Genomic DNA, 17,469 nt, shown 5'->3' with positions numbered 1-17,469 from the left:
AGGCCTGCATGCCCTCCTGCACCACTGCCTGCGCCGCGAAAGACTTTCCTCCCGAACACGAAAATCACCGCTCAGCCCACATGGCAAGCCGGCTACGCCAGATGCGGCTTGATCACCGCCGCCAGCTTGTCGAAAGCCCGCGCAATCTCATCATTGGGGACGCTGGCATAGCCCAGCAACAGGCCGCGCCGCGCCCCCCGTGCATGCATGTAGTAGCGCGACAGCGGGCGCACCACGATGCCGGCGGCCAGGGCCTGTTCGCAGATGAGCACGTCGTCGCACTCCTGCGGCAGGCCCAGCACCAGGTGCAGGCCGGCCTCGCCGCCGGTGATGGTCATCTTTTCGCCGAAATGACGATTGATGGACTGCTGCAGCAATTGCAGCCGCTCGGCGTAGAGCACGCGCATCTTGCGGATGTGCGAAGCGAAATGCCCTTCGGCCATGAAGTCGGCCAGCGTGGCCTGCAAGAACACCTGGCCATTGCGGTAGAGCTCGGCGATGCCGGTGGAAAAGGCCCGCGCCAGGGACTCGGGCACCACCAGGAAACCGATGCGCAGACCAGGGAACATGATCTTGCTGAAGGTGCCCATGTACAGCACCCGGTCCTGGGTATCCATGCCCTGCAGCGACGCCAGCGGCCTGCCGCCATAACGGAATTCACTGTCGTAGTCGTCTTCGATGATCCAGACCTTGTGGGTGGCGGCGTACTCCAGCAGCATGCGCCGCCGCGACAGGCTCATCACCATGCCCAGCGGATACTGGTGCGAGGGCGTGGTGCAGATGAAGCGCGGCGGCCGACGCAGGTTGGCCAGGCGCATGCGCATGCCCTCCTGATCGACCGCAATGGGCACCGACTGGATGCCCAGCGAATTGAGCACGCTGCGCGTTCCCCAATAGCAGGGGTCTTCCACCCAGGCGCTGTCGCCATGCTCGCCCAGCAGCTTGACCACGATGTCCAGCGACTGGTGGATGCCGGTGGTGATGAGCACTTGCGAAGGCGTGCAATTGACCGAGCGCGCCACGCGCAGGTACTCGGCGATCTGCTCGCGCAGCCCGGCATAGCCCGCGCCGGGGCCATAGGTCAGCAGGTCGGCGTTGGAGCGGCGCCAGTGCTTGTTCTGCAGGCGGCCCCAGATCTTGTAGGGCACGCAGGTCACGTCCGGCACCCCGGGCATGAAGGCGCCCCACTGCCGCTCCCCGACTCCGGCCTGGCGCGTGAGCATGGCCCCGCGTGCGGACAGCTCGGACTTGCCGCTGGGGTCGGTCAGCGGTTCGGGACGCTCGACGGCTTCGGGAATCTGGTCCGGGGCGGTGTCGGCCACGAAGGTGCCGGCGCCGGGGCGGCTCTCCAGGTAACCCTCGGCCAGCAGCTGTTCATAGGCATAGGTGACGGTGTTGCGGGAGCTGCCCAGTTCCAGGGCCAGGTCGCGCGAGGAGGGCAATTGCATGCCAGCCGGCAGGGTATGGGCCAGGATGGCTTCGCGGATCAACTGGTAGATCTGCCGGTTCACGGGGGTGCGCGGGGCGGATTTCGCTGCACTGCTTTCGTGCGCGGAACCGGCTTTTGCCTTGCCTGGAGCGGCTTTGACAGCTGGACGATTGATGCGTAGCAGCAGGTAATCGGAGAGCGAGGCGATTTTCAAGTGGCACCATCAAATATTTGAAATTGGCTCTATATTACAGTGCCACTTGGGTTTTATATTGTTTCCGACTCAGCCATTTCCGCGCCGCCAGGGCGCCCTTTACCCGGAGCAAGCAATGACCAGCAAGGCCAACAACCAAGAGCTGCAACAACGAAAGAACGCCGCTACCCCGCGCGGCGTGGGCGTGATGTGCGACTTCTATGCCGAGCGCGCAGCCAATGCCGAGTTGTGGGATGTGGAGGGCCGCCGCTTCATCGACTTCGCTGCCGGCATCGCCGTTCTCAATACCGGCCATCGTCATCCCAAGCTGCTCGACGCCATGCGCGCGCAGATGGACAAGTTCACCCACACGGCCTACCAGATCGTGCCCTACGCCAGCTACGTGGAACTGGCCGAGCGCATCAACAGCCTCACGCCGGGCAACTATGCGAAGAAGACCGCCTTCTTCTCCACCGGCGCCGAAGCGGTGGAAAACGCCATCAAGATCGCCCGCGCCCACACTGGCCGTCCGGGCGTGATCGCCTTTGCCGGCGGCTTCCATGGCCGTACCATGATGGGCATGGCGCTCACCGGCAAGGTCGCGCCCTACAAGCTGGGTTTCGGTCCCTTCCCCGGTGACGTCTTCCATGCCCCCTACCCTAGCGCGCTGCACGGCATCACCAGCGAAGATGCGCTGGAAGCCGTCAAGGGCCTCTTCAAGAGCGACATCGAAGCCAAGCGCGTAGCGGCCATCATCCTGGAACCGGTGCAGGGCGAAGGCGGCTTCTACGCCGCGCCGGCCGACTTCATGCGCGGCCTACGCGCCCTCTGCGACGAGCACGGCATCCTGCTGATCGCGGACGAAGTGCAGTCCGGCTATGGCCGCACCGGCAAGTTGTTTGCGATGGAACATTACGATGTCCTGCCCGACCTCATTACCATGGCAAAGAGCCTGGCAGGCGGCATGCCGCTGTCGGCGGTCAATGGCCGCGCCGAGATCATGGATGCGCCGGCCCCTGGCGGCCTGGGCGGCACCTACGCGGGCAACCCGCTGGCCATCGCCTCGGCGCTGGCGGTGCTGGACGTGATGGAAGAAGAACAACTGGTGGCGCGTGGCCAGCGCCTGGGCGACAAGCTGCAGGAGCACCTGAAGGAACTGCGTTCGTCCGTGCCGCAGATCGCCGAAGTGCGTGGCGTGGGTGCGATGGTGGCGGTGGAGTTTGCCGATCCGGCCACCGGCGAGCCCGATGCCGAGTACACCAAGAAGGTCCAGCAGCATGCCTTGAACAACGGCTTGCTGCTGCTGACCTGCGGCAGCTACGGCAACGTGATCCGCTTCTTGTTCCCGCTGACGATTCCCGATACCGTCATGGACGAAGCGCTGGGCATCCTGGCCAAGGCGATCCGGCTGGCCTGAGATTTGCATTGCACGGCAGCTGTTGCAACAGGAATGAAGGGATGGGCCGGACGGCGAATCCGGCCCACATCAGAGAGAGGATGAATGATGGCGGCTTATGCAATGAAGCAAGCGGTGCAGGCACCGGCACAGCAGAACGATGTGCTGGTGCAGTTCTGCGGCGTGAAGAAGACCTATGACGGCGAAAACCTGATCGTCAAGAACCTGGACCTGGATATTCGCCGGGGCGAATTCCTGACCCTGCTGGGCCCGTCGGGTTCGGGCAAGACCACTTGCCTGATGATGCTGGCCGGCTTTGAATTCCCCACCGGCGGCGAGATCCGCCTGGACGGCCAGTTGCTCAACCGCGTGCCGCCGCACAAGCGCAACATCGGCATGGTGTTCCAGAACTATGCCTTGTTCCCGCACATGACCATCGCCCAGAACGTGGCCTATCCGCTGTCGGTGCGCAAGATGGATCGCGCCACCCGCGAGGCCAAGGTCAAGCAGGCGCTGGACATGGTGCAGATGGGCAAGTTCGGCGACCGCTATCCGACCCAGCTCTCGGGCGGCCAGCAACAGCGCGTGGCGCTGGCGCGCACGCTGGTGTTCGATCCGCAGCTGGTGCTGATGGACGAACCCCTGGGCGCGCTGGACAAGCAACTGCGCGAACACATGCAGCTGGAACTGAAGGCCCTGCACAAGCGCCTGGGCGTGACCTTTGTCTATGTCACCCACGACCAGAGCGAAGCGCTGACCATGTCGGACCGCGTGGCCGTGTTCGATCAGGGCGTGATCCAGCAGCTGGCGCCCGTGACCGAGCTGTACGAATATCCCGACAATCAATTCGTCGCCAACTTCATCGGCGACAACAACCGTTTCAAGGGCAGCGTGGAATCGGTGCAGGGCGAGCACTGTACGGTGCGCCTGACCGATGGCGCGGTGGTCACCGGCCTGAACGTGCATCGCGCCCATGCCGGCCAAAGCATCACCGCCTGCGTGCGCCCCGAGCGCATCCGCCTGGCCGCGGGTGGCAGCGCCGAACCCAACAGCATCCGCGCCAGCATCGCCGGGCTGATCTATTTTGGGGACCATGTGCGCGTGCGCTGCACGGTCGCGGGGCAGGAAGACTGCTTCGTCAAGCTCTCGCTGTCGGACCCGGCGCTGTCGGGGCTGAGCGAGGGCAGCAGCGTGGTGCTGCATGTGGCGCAGGATCGTCTGCGCTGCTTCCTCTGAAAATCAACGGATGCAACTTGTGACGCCCGTTCGCCCTGAGTAGCGGCTTGGCCGCGGATCAAAGGACGCAACCCGCTATGTGTCTTCGATACGGCCCTCTCGGGCCTACTCAGTCCGAACGGGAGCCGGTATCCCATTTTTGTAGTCCTTTGCAGTCCCAAGAGTCAGGCAACCGCAGATTGCCGCTCGGTTTTTTCCAACACAGTCAACACGCACGATAACCAACGAGGAACAACAATGAAACGCCTGACACCCGCCCTGCTGTCCCCGCTCGCCCTGGGCCTGCTGTTTTCCGGCGCGGCCTGTGCCGCTGAACTGACCGTGGTCAATTTTGGCGGCGCCAATGGCAACGCCCAGAAGGTGGCCTACGTGGAGCCGTTCCAGAAGAGCACCGGCGCCAAGGTCGTGACCTCTGAGTTCAACGGTGAACTGGCCAAGCTCAAGGCCATGGTCGAGACCAAGAAGGTCAGCTGGGACGTGGTGGAAATCGACGGCGGCGACTTGAACCGCGCCTGTGACGACGGCCTGATCGAAAAGCTCGACCTGGCCAAGACCATCAAGAAAGACGACTACATCCCCGAAGCCACCGTCAGCGAATGCGGCATGGGCGCCTTCGTCTGGTCCACCGTGCTGGCCTACAACGGCGACAAGCTCAAGACCCCGCCGACCGGCTGGGCCGATTTCTGGGATACCAAGAAATACCCCGGCAAGCGCGGCATGAAGAAGAGCGCCCAGTTCAACCTGGAGTTCGCCCTGATGGCCGACGGCGTGCCGACCAAGGATGTCTACAAGGTCCTGGCCACCAAGGAAGGCGTGGACCGCGCCTTCAAGAAGCTGGACCAGTTGAAGCCCAACATCCAGTGGTGGGATGCAGGTGCATTGCCGGCGCAGTTCCTGGCCTCGGGTGACGTGGTCATGGCCAATGCCTACAACGGCCGCATCGACGCCGCCCAGCGCGAAGGCAAGAACCTCAAGGTGGTGTGGGCCGGCAGCGTCTATACGCTGGATTACTGGGTGATCCCCAAGGGTTCGCCCAACAAGGCCCTGGGCGAGAAGTTCATCAGCTTCGCCAGCCAGCCGGACACCCAGAAGACCTACGCCAACAACATCGCCTACGGCCCCGTCAACAAGGGCGCCTTGAAGCTGCTCGATGCCAAGACCCTGGCCAACCTGCCGACCTCGCCGGCCAACGCCAAGGATGCGGTGCAACTGAGCCTGCAGTTCTGGACCGACCACGGCGAAGAGCTGGAGCAACGTTTCGCGGCCTGGATCGCGAAGTAACAGGTCCGATGCAGCCGTTGCGCGCCCTGGCTCCCGTTCGTCCTGAGTAGCGGCGCAGCCGCGTATCGAAGGTTCGCCGTCGGTACACTGACGGCGAACCTTCGATACGGCCCTTGCAGGGCCTACTCAGTCCGAACGGTAGCGGGTGGCGCTGCAGCTCTTGTATCTGTCCCGCTTCGGCGCGCAACAATGTTCAAGCGCCGTTGTGCTGAACCCCGCTGCCACCGGATTACCGACACATGACCACCATCGCCACTAGCTCCGCCGCCATGCCCCTGGCCGAACCTGATCCGCAGCAACTCAAGCGCGACCTGCGCGCCGCCCAGACCCGCAAGCGGCTGGGTGCGCTGGCGCTGATCGCGCCGCTGGCCATCTTCCTGCTGCTGACCTTCGTGGCGCCCATCGTGGCCCTCTTGCAGCGCGCCATCGAAAACCCCGAAGTGGCCACCACGCTGCCGCAGACGGTGGCGGTACTGGCCAAGTGGGACCGCAAGTCGGCCCTGCCCGACCAGGCCTACTCGGCCCTGGCCGAAGACCTCGCCCGCGCCAAGGAAGACACCACCGCCGGCAACCTGGCGCGGCGTCTGAACATCGAGCTGGCCGGCTCGCGCTCGCTGGTGATGGGCACGGCGCGCGCCATGCCGCTGCGTGACGCCGAGGGCAAACCCCTGAGCCCGGCGGCCACCCGCGAGGCCATCATCGCCCTCAATGCGCAATGGGGCCAACCCGACGTGTGGCGCGTGATCGCCCAGAACGGCTCGGTCTATTCGCCCTACTACCTGCTGGCTTCGCTGGACCTGCGCCAGAACGTCTTCGGCGACATCGAAGCCGCGCCGCCCGAATCCGCCATCTACCGCACCATCTTCGGCCGCACGCTGTGGATGAGCGCGGTGGTCACCTGCATCACCCTGCTGCTGGCCTATCCGCTGGCCTACTGGCTCTCCACCATGTCGGAGCGCCGCGCCAACCTGCTGATGATCCTGGTGCTCATTCCCTTCTGGACCTCGATCCTGGTGCGCGTGGCGGCCTGGATCGTGCTGCTGCAGTCCGAAGGCCTGGTCAACAAGGCGCTGATGCTGGCCGGTCTGACGCAGTCGCCGCTGGAGCTGGTCTTCAACCGCGTGGGGGTGTACATCTCGATGACGCACATCCTGCTGCCCTTCATGATCCTGCCGCTCTACAGCGTCATGAAGTCGGTGCCAGCCACTTACCTGAAAGCGGCCGTCTCGCTGGGCAGCCATCCCTTCGCCGCGTTCTGGCGCGTGTATGTGCCGCAGACCTACCCGGGCATCGGCGCGGGCGTGCTGCTGGTGTTCATCATGGCCGGCGGCTACTACATCACCCCGGCGCTCCTGGGCGGACCGAACGAACAGATGGTGAGCTACTTCATCGCCTACTTCATCAACACCACCATCAACTGGGGCATGGCCTGCGCACTGGGCGCCCTGCTGCTGGCGGCGACCCTGGTGCTGTATGGCGTCTATCGCCGCTTTGCCAAGGTCGATGTGGGCATCAGCTGATCGCTGCGCCACCGATGCACTGAAGAACATCGAAGAATCCACGGACTACGCCATGAACAAACCGCCTCTCTTCCCGCCCTACACCTCGCTCGTCGGACGCGCCTGGTTCTTCGCCTCGCGCGGCTTCAACGTGCTGGTGCTGCTGTTCCTGGTCTCGCCTATCCTGGTGATGATCCCGCTGTCGTTCTCCGACAGCAGCTTCCTGATGTATCCCATCAAGAGCTTCTCGCTGCGCTGGTATGAGAACCTGTTCAGCTCCGACGACTGGGTGCGCGCCGCACAGAACAGCTTCATCGTCGCCCCAGCCGCCACCGTCATTGCTACCGTGCTGGGAACACTGGCGGCGGTGGGCCTGAACAAGGCCGATTTCCGTGGCAAGGGCATCCTGATGGCCATCCTCATCTCGCCCATGATCGTGCCGGTGGTCGTGGTGGGCGTGGGCGTGTACCTGTTCTTTGCCCGTATTGGCCTTTCTGACAGCTACCTCGGCCTGATCCTGGCGCATGCCGCGCTGGGCGCGCCTTTTGTGGTCACCACCGTGCTGGCCACGCTGCAGGGCTTCAACCACAACCTGGTGCGCGCCAGCCTGAGCCTGGGCGCCAGCCCACTGCGCACCTTCTTCCGCGTGACGCTGCCGGTGATCGCCCCGGGCCTGATCTCGGGTGCGCTGTTTGCCTTTGCAACTTCCTTCGACGAAGTGGTTCTCACCCTCTTTGTCGCCGGCCCTGAACAGGCCACGCTGCCGCGCCAGATGTTTGCCGGCATCAAGGACAACATCAGCCCGACCATTGCCGCGCTGGCGACGATCCTGATCATTTTCTCAACCTGCCTGCTGCTGGCCCTGGAATGGCTGCGCGGACGCAACAAGGCCGCCGCCCGCTTCTGAGGCCGGCCACTCAACGGAGACCCAAGATGCTGCAACTGAAAGACCCTGCCCTGCTGCGCCAGCAAGCCTTTGTCAACGGCCAGTGGTGCGATGCCGACCAGGGCGAACGCCTGGCCGTGCACAATCCGGCCAACGGCGAACTGCTGGGCCATGTTCCCCTGATGGGAGCAGCCGAGACACGCCGCGCCATCGAAGCCGCCAACGCCGCCTGGCCCGCCTGGAAGAAGAAGACCGCCAAGGAACGCAGCGCCATCCTGCGCCGCTGGTACGAACTGATGCTGGCCAACACGGATGACCTGGCGCTGATCATGACCGCCGAGCAGGGCAAGCCGCTGGCCGAAGCACGGGGCGAGATCGGCTATGCCGCCTCCTTCATCGAGTGGTTTGCCGAAGAGGGCAAGCGCACCTATGGCGACACCATCCCCTCCCCTTCGCCTTCCAACCGCATCGTCGTCATCAAGGAAGCCATCGGCGTGTGCGCTGCGATCACGCCGTGGAACTTCCCGGCTGCGATGATCACCCGCAAGGCCGGCCCGGCGCTGGCCGCCGGCTGCCCGATGGTCTTGAAGCCGGCTGAAGCCACGCCCTTCTCTGCGCTGGCGCTGGCCGTGCTGGCCGAGCGCGCGGGCATTCCGGCGGGCGTGTTCAGCGTGGTCACCGGCACGCCCAAGGACATCGGCGGCGAGATGACCTCCAACCCCATCGTGCGCAAGATCAGCTTCACCGGCTCCACCGGCGTGGGCAAGCTGCTGATGCAGCAGAGCGCCTCCAGCATCAAGAAGCTCTCGCTGGAACTGGGCGGCAATGCGCCCTTCATCGTCTTTGACGACGCCGATCTGGACGCCGCCGTCGAAGGCGCGATCGCTTCCAAGTACCGCAACGCCGGCCAGACCTGCGTGTGCGCCAACCGCATCTATGTGCAGGATGGCGTCTATGACGCCTTCGCCGCCAAGCTGGTGGAAGCGGTGAAGAAGTTCAAGGTCGGCCAAGGCACCGAAGAAGGCGTGACCCAGGGTCCGCTGATCAATGAGCAGGCCGTGCAGAAGGTCGAGCAGCACGTCGCCGACGCCGTCGCCAAGGGCGCCCGCGTACTGCTGGGCGGCAAGCGCCACGCGCTGGGCCACAGCTTCTTCGAGCCCACCGTGCTGGCCGACGTCACCCCGGCCATGCAGGTCGCCCGCGAGGAGACCTTTGGCCCCATGGCGCCGCTGTTCCGCTTCAAGACCGACGAAGAAGCCCTGGCCCTGGCCAACGATACCGAGTTCGGCCTGGCCAGCTACTTCTACTCACGCGACATCGGCCGCATCTGGCGCGTGGCCGAAGGGCTGGAGTCGGGCATGGTGGGGATCAATACCGGGCTGATCTCCAACGAGGTCGCGCCGTTTGGCGGCGTGAAGCAGTCGGGGCTGGGACGGGAAGGGTCGCACTACGGGATTGATGATTATCTGGTGGTGAAGTATTTGTGCATGGGGGGAATCTGATAGTGGATGCCAATCATCACTGATCTTTCTGACATCTCCCTGACCCAGGCCGGTCGATAGACTTACCTGCATCGAGACGCCGCGCCGCTGTTGTGACAGCCGCGCGGCGTTGTGCTTGATGGGCCCGGCAAAAAATCGACATGGCCGGTGAAGCTGCGAAAAAGCGCATGTGCGCCTCCTTCTCGCATAAGGATTCCGAATGTAAAAGATTCAAAAACCTAATTTTTCTTATGAGCGCGGCAGTCGTATAACTTCAGTTTCCCCCACATCGACATCCACATCGGGAGACTGAACCATGCACACCGCGGCATCTCGTCACCAGCCAGTACGCGCCTCGCTGGCGGCCTTCGTCGGCACCATGATCGAATGGTACGACTTCTACATCTACGCCACGGCCTCGGCCCTGGTGTTCGGCAAGCTGTTCTTTCCCACCACCAACGGCTTCTACGGCACGCTGGCGTCTTTCGGCACCTTCGCGGTGGGCTTCCTGGCGCGGCCATTGGGCGGGGCGGTATTTGGCTACATCGGTGACCGCGTCGGCCGCAAGAAATCGCTGGTCATCACCCTGCTGATGATGGGCACGGTGACGATACTCATCGGGCTGCTGCCGACCTATGCCAGCATCGGCATCTGGGCGCCTATCGCGCTGGTGGCGTTGCGCTTCATCCAGGGCATCGCGGTAGGCGGCGAATGGGGCGGCGCCGTGCTCATGGCCAGTGAGCATTCGCCGGACCAGAGTCGGCGCACCTTCCTGGCCTCCTTCGCGCAACTGGGCAGCCCGGCCGGTTTGATCCTGGCCACCCTCATGTTCAAGCTGGTCAGCAGCCTCGACAATGCTGTCTTCCTCGACTGGGGCTGGCGCATTCCCTTCCTGATGAGCGCCCTCTTGCTGGTGGTCGGGTTCGCGATCCGGCTGTCGGTGCAGGAGTCACCCGACTTCCTGGACGAACAGCAACGGCGCGCCAGCACACCGGCGGCCAGCTCGGAGGCGGCGCCCCTGGCCGAGGTCCTGCGCGGCGCGCCCGCCCTGCTGATGCTGGCCATCGGCGCCAACGTGCTGGGTATCGCCGGATTCTATTTCACCAATACCTTCATGCTGGTCTACACCACGCAATACCTCCATCTCGAGCGTGCGCTGGTGCTCAACGGCTTGCTGGCGGTGTCCGTGATGCAATTCTTCATTACGCCGCTGGCGGCCTATCTGGCGCGCCTGATGGGCAATCACCGCTTCCTGGTGGCGATGTCGGCCCTGTCCATCATCTCGCCCTACGCCATGTTTTCACTGGTCGATGTCGGCTCGCTGATCAGCGTGACGGCGGGCGTGGCCATCGCCATCCTCTTCATCGGCGCTTATTACGCGGTCATCGCCGGCTTCGTCAGCGAGGCCTTCCCGACGCGCATCCGCTATACGGGCATCTCCATGGCCTATCAGGTCTCGGGGGCGCTCTTCGGCGGACTCACGCCATTGCTGGGGACGGTCCTCGCAGAGAAATTCCAGGGCCAGTGGTGGCCACTGGCCCTGCTGTTCTCCGCTCTTTCGCTGTTGTCGATGTCGTGCGTGGCGCGCCTGGGCCGTGATCGCTCCGTGACGCTGCCGCGCCCGCTGCGCGTTCAGGAGGGTCGATGAAAACCTTTTACCATCCCGCGCAGAAACTGCATCACCCGCAGAGCTACTATTCGCGCGGCAAGATGCGCGTGCCGCAAGAGGTGCCGGAACGGCTGGATGAGCTGGCCGCGCTGTGCACGCGGCTGGGCTTTGCGGTGCAGCCGCCCGCCGACGCGGGAGCCGCCGCCATCAGTGCGGTGCACGCGCTGGACTATCTGCAATTTCTGCAAGAAGCGCATGCCCAGTGGATGGAGTTGCCAGATGACTGGGGGCAGGAAGTGGTCTCCAACATCTTCGTGCGCGAACCCAATGCGCTACGCGGGGTGCTGGCCAAGGCAGCGCGCTATCTCGCCGATGGCAGTTGTCCGGTCGGGCCGCACACCTGGCAGTCGGCTTACTGGTCGGCCCAGTGCGCCATTGCCGGCGCGCAGGCGCTGCTGCAAGGTGAGCGACGCGCCTATGCGCTGTGCCGCCCACCCGGCCATCATGCGCGGCGTGATGCGGCCGGGGGCTTCTGCTATCTGAACAATGCCGCCATCGCCGCCCAGATGCTGAGTGAAAAGCATCGCCGCGTGCTCGTGCTCGATACCGACATGCACCACGGCCAGGGCATCCAGGAAATCTTTTACGCGCGGCGTGACGTCATGTACGTCTCCATCCATGGCGACCCCGAGAATTTCTATCCCGTGGTGGCCGGCTTTGAAGAGGAGCGCGGCAGCGGCGAAGGCCTGGGTTACAACCTGAACCTGCCGATGCCACATGGCTCACCCGAAGCGGTCTTCTTTGCGCGCCTGACGCAGGCCTGCCGCGCCATCGCGCTGTACCAGCCCGAGGTGTTGGTACTGAGTCTGGGCTTCGACATCTTCGAGAAAGACCCGCAGGCGGTGGTGGCCGTGAGCAGCGCCGGTTTCGAGCGCTTGGGGCGCGAGGTCGGCGCACTGGGATTGCCCACGCTGGTGGTGCAGGAAGGCGGTTACCATATCGGCGGATTGCAGGACAACGCCGCGCGCTTCTTCGCCGGACTGGAGCGCGCCTGATGCCTGAGCCTGCCTGACTTGCCTTCGACACCCCTGGACTTAGCCATCATGCGCCACGACTCCGCCAGCCTGCGCCCGCCCCTGCCTGCCTTTTCCTCCGAGCGCATGGACTGGAACCTGCTGCGCACCTTCATGTTCGTGGTGCAAGAGCGCGGCGTCGGGCGCGCTGCCAGCACCTTGTGCCTGAGCCAGCCGGCGGTGAGCCAGGCGCTGCGGCGGCTGGAAGACAATCTCGGAGGCATGCTGCTGCACCGGCGTCACGGCGAGTTCCGGCTCACGCCGCTGGGTGAAGAAATCTATGCCGTCGCGCGCGAGATGTACGGCATGATGGCGCGCATCGAGGTGGTGGCAGGGCAGGCTGGCGAGGATGTCGCGGGCAACCTGCGCCTGTTGCTGATGAGCCGGGTGCAGAGCGCGGCGTATGACGATTTCCTGGCGCGTTTCCATCGGCGCTATCCGCGCGTGGAATTCCGCATCGATGTCATGCAGAGTGCGGCCATTCTCGACACCCTCGCCAAAGGCAGCAGCGGCCTGGGCCTGTGCCTTTGCCGCAAGCCGGTGGAAAAACTGGAACGGCGGCTGTTCCTGCGGCATCGCTATGTACTGGTGTGCGGACGACGTCATCCCTTGTTCGCGCAACGTAGCGTGACCATGACCGAACTGCTGGTGCAGAATTTCGTCTGTTTTGCCAGCGACCAGTTGGGCGATACGCTCTCTCCCCTGACCGTCTTTCGCGATCAGCAAGGATTTACCGGCCACATCGCCGCGACCTCACCACATGTGGAAGAAATCCGCCGGCTGGTGGTCGCCGGGGTCGGCCTGAGCTTCCTGCCGGAACATCTGATCGGCCAGGACGTGGCGGAGGGGCAGTTGAAGGTACTGCCGCTGGGTGGCCCGGTGGCCGAGATCGACGTCTTCCTGACCTGGCATGGTCAACGCAAGCTATCAGCGCCGGAACAGGCCTTCCTGGCGTCGTTCGAGCGCTTCCTGCAGCGGGTGCCGCTGGAGGTGAGGACGGCGTGAGAACCTGGATCGTTTCCGCCTTTGCCGACATGGAGAAGCGTTCTTGCCAAGATTAGGAAGCAATATTGCTCTGTTAAATCGGATTATCCTCTCGCATTCCATTAAAAGAGCAATTTCACACTCTTAGCTTGCACATCGCCATTGCGCATGCTTGGCTGCATCCACCATCTGCCCATCAAGACCATGGTGAGGCAACTGCGGCAATCCCTCCCCGGCGCGTAGAGCCTGGCGGGTTCTACGCTCAATCAAACGCCGGATTCTCCCGCAGCCTGGCGACGGCCAGATCGATGAAAGCCCGCACCTTGGCCGGCGAACGCCGCCCTTCCGGATAGAGCACATGAATCGGCAAGGGTGGCTCTTCGAACTCGCTCATGACCCGCTGCAAGCGCCCTTCCCGCAGGTCAGCCGCCACCTGGTACGCCAATACCCGCGTCAACCCCCAAGCCTGACGGGCCGTGGCGATGGCGGCCTCGTTGGTATTGGTCTGCAGGGCGGCCTCCACCAGCACGCGCTGGCCATCGGCAAAACGCCATTCGGGCGAGGCCCACGCGCTGGTGGAGGTGACGATGCGATGCTGCTTGAGATCGGCCGGCGAGGTCGGCACGCCATGCCGGCGCAGATAATCGGGTGCGGCGCAGATCACGCGGCGCACCGAACCGACCTGGATGGCCGTGAATCCGGAATCAGGTAGATGGCCAATGCGCACCGCCACATCCATGCCTTCTTCCACAATGTTGACCGGGCGATCAACGAAGAAAGTCCGCGCCCGCATGCCCGGATAGAGATCGAGATATTCCGTGACGATGGGCAGCACATGCATCTGCCCGAACAGCAAGGCCGCCGTCACCGACAGCGTGCCCGAGGGCTGGTCGTAATGACCGGCGGCAGCCGCCTCGGCTTCGGCGATTTCGGCGAGGATGCGGCGGCAGTCTTCCAGGTAGCGGGCGCCGGCTTCGGTGGTCTTGACCGAGCGCGTGGTGCGCACCAGCAAGCGCGCACCGACCAGTTCTTCCAACCCCGCCACGGTGCGGGTCACCGCCGGTGCGCTCAACTGCATCTGCCGCGCCGCCTTGGCGAAACTGGCGGTCTCGGCCACTTGCACGAAGATTCGCATCGCCAGCCAACGGTCCATGAGTCTGCCTTTCCCTGTGAACGAGGGAAGCATTATGCCTCCATCCGTTCGGTCAGGAAGAAAGCCGTCTCACGCACCCGCGCGCGGCCACTGGCCCGTGGCCAGCACATACGGCGACCAGCCTTGGTCCTGGAAGCGCCACCGCAAGGCCAGCGCGGCACGGCGGCGCACGATGCGCTGCGGGCGGAAGGTCCACAGCCGCTCGGCCCCCTCGAAGGCGGCAATCTCCGGCGAATCGAGGATGAGCTCGGCCTGCCCGCTCATCTGCAGCACATCCCCGTTGGCATAGTCGACGAACAACAAACCCGCACGGCCATTGAGGACGATGTTGCCCAGCGTGGAAAAGAACAGGTTGCCGTTGAAGTCCGGCACGGTCAGCGCCCCCTCCGCATCCACCCGCACGAAACCCGCCTTGCCGCCACGATGGGAGACATCGACCTGACGCCGCTCGTCCACATCGGCATAGGTGGCCACGAAAAAGGCATCGGCCATGCCGATCAATTCGCGCGCCGAGGCATCCAGCGTGGCCATTGATTCGGGCTGACCGGGATGATCCTGCGCCGGATCACGCGCGAAGGAATAGTCGCGCAGCTGGATGTAGCGGGGACAGTTACCGAAGCTCTGCTCCACCTGGACCCGCCAGCCGTCCTCCAGCGGCGTCAGGACGCCATTCATGCGGTTGCGCCGGCGCGTGTGCATCTCGATGCCCAGCAGGCCGACCGGCGCGCCTGCGGCCATGCCGGCGGCAGCCGGATCGCCGGGCGCAGGATGGGCATGCATGTCCAACTGGACGGGCGAAGGCGAAGCCAGGAAACCCGGCTGTCCTTCCAGCAAAGTCGCCCAGGCATCCCCTGCCGGATCGACGCTGCCCAGCACGATGAAAGGCAACTGGCGGTAGAAGTCGCGATGCTGATCGGGCATGACGGTGCGCACCACGCGCTGCCCGACGGCCTGCATCTTGTCGGCCACGCCGAGTTGCGCTTGCAGCAGTTGCTCGCCTGCATGCCAGACCGATGGGGAGGAAGAAGTGCTCATGGCGGACCTCACAGAAACGAAATGCGCGGGTGCGATGCGAACACGCTCAGGCCTGGGCTGCCATCAGGCCAGCCGGGGTCTGGGCGAAGGGGACGAAGCCGGGCAAGACTTCGACGCGCTGCAGGAAGCCTTGCACGCCCGGATAGCCGCGCAGATCGACATTGCCCTCGGGAGCGCGGGCGAGGTAGCTGTAGACCGCCACGTCGGCAATGGTGGGGTGATCGACAGCGAACCAGTCGCGTTTTGCCAGATGCTGCTCCATGCGCCCCAGCAGCAGGTGGGCGCGTTGGATCACTTCGTCCGCGTTGAAAGCCGCACCGAATACCGTGACCAGCCGCGCCGCTGCCGGGCCATAGGCCAGCTCACCGGCGGCCACCGACAGCCAGCGCTGCACAGCAGCCGCGCCCTGTGCATCTTCAGGCAGCCAGTCACTGCGGCCGGCCTTCTTGGCCAGATAGACCAGGATGGCGTTGGAGTCGGCAATCACCACCTCGCCATCTTCCTGCACCGGCACCTGGCCGAACGGATTGAGGGCCAGAAAGGCCGGCTGCTTGTGCGCGCCAGCGGCCAGGTCGACTTCGACCAGCTCGGCCGCAAGGCCCAGCAGCGATGCGAACAGGACGACGCGATGGGCGTGCCCGGAGAGAGGATGGTGATGGATCTTCATGAGATGGCTCCTGGTGGGTTGGCGCGGTCAGGACTGTTTCCTGACACGGTGACGCCAGTGTGGAGCCAAGCGCGGATGAAGAGAATCCGCGCCATGGACACTTCTTTATTGCACAGGGAGGAATAATGCCAAAAGAAGAAAGCGGCTTCCGGGAACGCACCGGAAGCCGCCGGACAGCAATACGCGATCAGGGCAGGATCACACTGCCCGCTCAGAAGTGCGCATTGCCCGCCACCGGCGCGCCGCCGCCACGCGGACCATAGCGCAGCGTCAGCAGCGTGCCCAGGGTGATGGCCACGACCGCGAAGATGGGGCCGCCCAGCGCGCCCACATGATCGACCAGCACGCCGCCGCCAATCGCCCCGCTGGCGATGGCCACCTGGAAGGCCGCCACCAGCAGGCCGCCCGCGCCTTCCGCATGGTCTGGCGCGGCGCGCACGATCCAGGTCTGGAAGCCCACCGGGAAGGCGCCGAAGGCAAAGCCCCACAGCGAAATGGCCACCGCCGCCACCACCGGCGAGCTGCCGGCCACCCACAGGGAGGCCGCCAGCAGGGCGATGAGCGCGCCGCCACTGACGATGGCGTAGCGTTCGCTGCGTTCGGCGATGAAGCCGCCCGCAAAGTTGCCGAAGAAACCGCCCACGCCATAGCCGAGCAGCACGGCCGAGATGGTCGTCACCGACATGTGGGTGATCTGCTCCATCAGCGGACGGATATAGGTAAAGCCCGCAAAATGCCCCGACACCACCAGCAGCACCGCCAGCAACGCCACCCGCACATCCTTGCGGCCCAGCAGTTCAGCCAACACCTTGAGGCTGGGATGATCCTTGGGCGGCAGGCGCGGAATGGCGATCCACTGGATCGCAATGGCCACCAGGCTCACCACGCCCGCAGCCACGAAGGCGCTGCGCCAGCCCCACAGATTGCCCATGTAGGCGCCAATGGGTGCGGCGCACACGGTGGCCACCGACACACCGGTGAGGATCAGCGACATGGCCCGCGCAAACAGATGATCCGGCACCAGGCGCATGGCCAAGGCCGCCGCCATCGACCAGAAACCACCCAGCGCCACGCCCAGCAGCACGCGCGCCACTAGCAGCACCGGCAAGTTGGGCGCGGTCACGGCCAGGATATTGGACACCAGCAACAGCAGCGAGAGCATCAGCACCACGCGCTTGCGGTCGATATTGCGGGTCAGCAACGGAATGCTGGGCGCGGCGACCGCCCCAACAATGGCCGTGGCCGTGACGGCTTGCCCGGCCGCTCCATCGGAGACGTGCAGGTCGGTGGCGATGGCGGTGAGCAGGCTGGCCGGCAGGAATTCAGCGGTGACCAGGCTGAACACGCCCAGCGCCAGGCTGGCGATGCCGCTCCAGTTGGCGGGAGCCTCCTGGCCTGCCTTGTGGGCAGTGGGCGCAGGGGCCGTTGCCGAGGCCGCCGTCTCGGTCAGCGGGGCCTCGATGATGCCGGGGGTGGACATGGGAAAACCTTTCTATGACATGGGTAGCGCAGTCTATGGTTAAATACCTGGACTTTCCATGCCGATA

14 protein-coding genes are annotated in these 17,469 nt (G+C 64.6%); 9 read left to right on the top strand and 5 right to left on the bottom strand.

The window, feature by feature from the left end; all coding sequences use genetic code 11:
• Positions 1–92: 92 nt before the first annotated feature.
• Positions 93–1,643 carry a MocR-like pyridoxine biosynthesis transcription factor PdxR gene (gene pdxR, locus BGK68_RS11485; protein ID WP_075257205.1) on the bottom strand — a complete coding sequence of 517 codons (1,551 nt, stop codon included), beginning with the start codon at positions 1,641–1,643 and terminating at the stop codon, positions 93–95.
• Positions 1,644–1,758: 115 nt separating this feature from the next.
• Between pdxR and BGK68_RS11480 the strand changes: the two genes are divergently transcribed.
• From BGK68_RS11480 to BGK68_RS11440, 9 genes are all read left to right on the top strand, one after another.
• On the top strand, positions 1,759–3,039 hold the full coding sequence (locus BGK68_RS11480) for a 4-aminobutyrate--2-oxoglutarate transaminase (protein ID WP_075257204.1): 1,281 nt from the start codon (positions 1,759–1,761) through the stop codon (positions 3,037–3,039).
• Positions 3,040–3,123: 84 nt separating this feature from the next.
• On the top strand, positions 3,124–4,254 hold the full coding sequence (locus BGK68_RS11475) for an ABC transporter ATP-binding protein (RefSeq protein WP_075257203.1): 1,131 nt from the start codon (positions 3,124–3,126) through the stop codon (positions 4,252–4,254).
• Between the two features lie 237 nt (positions 4,255–4,491).
• The gene (locus BGK68_RS11470; protein ID WP_075257202.1) at positions 4,492–5,535 is read left to right on the top strand and encodes an ABC transporter substrate-binding protein; all 1,044 of its coding nucleotides are present in this window, start codon (positions 4,492–4,494) and stop codon (positions 5,533–5,535) included.
• 239 nt (positions 5,536–5,774) lie between these two features.
• Complete coding sequence (locus BGK68_RS11465) at positions 5,775–7,055, top strand: ABC transporter permease (RefSeq protein ID WP_075257201.1); 1,281 nt, start codon at positions 5,775–5,777, stop codon at positions 7,053–7,055.
• A gap of 52 nt (positions 7,056–7,107) precedes the next feature.
• Positions 7,108–7,941 carry an ABC transporter permease gene (locus tag BGK68_RS11460; RefSeq protein ID WP_075259796.1) on the top strand — a complete coding sequence of 278 codons (834 nt, stop codon included), beginning with the start codon at positions 7,108–7,110 and terminating at the stop codon, positions 7,939–7,941.
• Between the two features lie 26 nt (positions 7,942–7,967).
• Positions 7,968–9,422 (top strand): NADP-dependent succinate-semialdehyde dehydrogenase, encoded by a 1,455-nt coding sequence (gabD, locus tag BGK68_RS11455; RefSeq protein WP_069373226.1) that lies wholly within the window; start codon positions 7,968–7,970, stop codon positions 9,420–9,422.
• Between the two features lie 295 nt (positions 9,423–9,717).
• Positions 9,718–11,049, top strand: coding sequence for an MFS transporter (locus BGK68_RS11450; protein ID WP_075257200.1), 1,332 nt, complete (start codon positions 9,718–9,720; stop codon positions 11,047–11,049).
• Positions 11,046–12,065, top strand: coding sequence for a histone deacetylase family protein (locus BGK68_RS11445; RefSeq protein WP_075257199.1), 1,020 nt, complete (start codon positions 11,046–11,048; stop codon positions 12,063–12,065). Before BGK68_RS11450 ends, BGK68_RS11445 begins: the two co-directional genes overlap by 4 nt.
• A 48-nt stretch (positions 12,066–12,113) precedes the next feature.
• Positions 12,114–13,088, top strand: a complete 975-nt coding sequence (locus BGK68_RS11440) for a LysR family transcriptional regulator (protein ID WP_233149297.1) — start codon at positions 12,114–12,116, stop codon at positions 13,086–13,088.
• A gap of 241 nt (positions 13,089–13,329) precedes the next feature.
• Here the strand turns inward: BGK68_RS11440 and BGK68_RS11435 are convergent, their stop codons facing one another.
• The 4 genes from BGK68_RS11435 to BGK68_RS11420 all read right to left on the bottom strand — a co-directional run bounded on the left by BGK68_RS11435 (position 13,330) and on the right by BGK68_RS11420 (position 17,402).
• The gene (locus BGK68_RS11435; RefSeq protein ID WP_075257198.1) at positions 13,330–14,220 is read right to left on the bottom strand and encodes a LysR family transcriptional regulator; all 891 of its coding nucleotides are present in this window, start codon (positions 14,218–14,220) and stop codon (positions 13,330–13,332) included.
• A gap of 69 nt (positions 14,221–14,289) precedes the next feature.
• Positions 14,290–15,255, bottom strand: a complete 966-nt coding sequence (locus BGK68_RS11430) for a pyridoxamine 5'-phosphate oxidase family protein (RefSeq protein WP_075257197.1) — start codon at positions 15,253–15,255, stop codon at positions 14,290–14,292.
• A gap of 46 nt (positions 15,256–15,301) precedes the next feature.
• The gene (locus BGK68_RS11425; protein WP_075257196.1) at positions 15,302–15,922 is read right to left on the bottom strand and encodes a glutathione S-transferase family protein; all 621 of its coding nucleotides are present in this window, start codon (positions 15,920–15,922) and stop codon (positions 15,302–15,304) included.
• 211 nt (positions 15,923–16,133) lie between these two features.
• Positions 16,134–17,402: an MFS transporter gene (locus BGK68_RS11420; protein WP_075257195.1), complete on the bottom strand. Its 1,269-nt coding sequence runs from the start codon at positions 17,400–17,402 to the stop codon at positions 16,134–16,136.
• Positions 17,403–17,469: the final 67 nt, after the last annotated feature.

It is taken from the genome of Herbaspirillum camelliae (genome assembly GCF_001929405.1).
Classification (GTDB): domain Bacteria; phylum Pseudomonadota; class Gammaproteobacteria; order Burkholderiales; family Burkholderiaceae_D; genus Herbaspirillum; species Herbaspirillum seropedicae.
The sequence above is the reverse complement of the archived record's forward strand: the minus strand, read 5'-3'. Positions and strand labels throughout refer to the sequence as shown.